At 31.2% G+C, this 1,527-nt stretch carries 2 protein-coding genes; both read left to right on the plus strand.

Features of this window, described 5'->3' with window-relative positions:
• The coding region (locus ABMA45_RS01200; protein WP_348029888.1) for an HYD1 signature containing ADP-ribosyltransferase family protein at positions 1-400 on the plus strand (400 nt) is incomplete at its 5' end.
• A 1-nt stretch (position 401) separates the two neighbouring features.
• The gene (locus tag ABMA45_RS01205) at positions 402-842 is read left to right on the plus strand and encodes a hypothetical protein (RefSeq protein ID WP_022088057.1); all 441 of its coding nucleotides are present in this window, start codon (positions 402-404) and stop codon (positions 840-842) included.
• The last annotated feature ends 685 nt before the right edge of the window (positions 843-1,527 follow it).

Genomic DNA, 1,527 nt, shown 5'->3' on the forward strand with positions numbered 1-1,527 from the left:
CGAGACCGGTTCCGTTAAAATAGATGGGTTAAGTGATGGTAAGAGTGGTAGTACTTCTAATACTTCTAATACTTTATACCATTATACCAATAAGAAAGGTATGAATGGAATTATTGATTCAAATCAATTGAATCCGTCATTGAAAGCTAATAATCCTAAAGATGCTAGATATGGAAATGGTCAATATTTATCAGATATAACACCAGATTCAGTAACGCCAGGGCAGCTTGGAAAGAAATTTATTAATGTTCCAAACAAATACAAATATACCAATTATGTTGAAATAGATGTATCGGAGTTAGATGTGGTAAAAGGTAGAGGTGGAGTTTTTGTAATTCCGAATAAAGTTCCGTTAGATTTAACAAATAGAATTATCAGTTATGGAAAGGTGGGACAATAAATTGCTAGATAAGAAATATATTTATCTCCAAGATGAGGGGGATAAGTATTGGATAGAATTAGATGGAGAAAACTATGCTGTTCGACAAATATCTAGGGATACTTGTGGTAGATATCATTTATCATGTTTTGAGGATTGTCTGGCAGAAGGAGTTTTTGAGGAAAAATGTATCGAAAAGATAATATCAAAAAATGAATTTCAAGAATTGTGGTATAGTTGTTTAGCCAGATTTTCGAAACAATGGAAGTCTGTTAAAACAAAATATAAAATTGGTTCAAATGTTCTGGGGAGAGTAGAATATTATTATCCACAAGGAATTATTTTGAAAGGTACCGATTTTACTGCTTTATATAGGGGAAAAAATAACTATAGATTGCATGAAGAAGTAAGTGTAAGAATAGTTAAATATGATGATGACAACATGTGGTTTGTAGTAGAGTAATTTGTTTAAAGGTTGTGATATAGTTATTATTTCACAGCCTTTACTCTATTACGAGCAGTAGAATTACATAAGATTTACTTTTGAAAAGCAGTAATTTTAGTCCAATTATTGCTTCAAAAGGCAGTAAATCACATACAGATTTTTGATGGAAAGATGGTATCGGATTCTTTTGATTTTACTTTCAAGATATTACGAGAATCCATTTTTATTTAGAAATTTAGCTGTTACGTAAGATTTTTTCGTAATTAAGTTTCACTTTATTTAATATGAATTATGACATTCAGAGACAGATAATAGCCTGTTAAATGCAGACAACTAAGAGAATGAAGTGTCAATTTCCAGTAATCTGAAACTATTTGCATCTGAGAATACCAAAATTCTCCAATCTTAATCCACACTTCCTAACATCATATCTCTGTTTTGATTCATTTTGATTTTCTGAATATAAATCAAACTAATATCTCCAGAAACCAGCTCGTCCATCGATAATGCATATTTCCATAGATCCGTGGAATATTACTTTTATCATAGTGTTTGAATTTTGTATATGCTCGATTATCTGAAGCAAGAATTGTAGCTTCAAAAAACAAATAGTTCCGGGAATTTGATAAAAGAGGCAAATGAGGTTCAGTCGTTGACAGACAGAGACACAGTACGGCAATAGGAGGAATATACACATTCACAA

Origin of the sequence: Eubacterium sp. CAG:156, from assembly GCF_000434315.1 — a bacterium.
Lineage (GTDB): Bacteria > Bacillota > Clostridia > Lachnospirales > Lachnospiraceae > Eubacterium_U > Eubacterium_U album.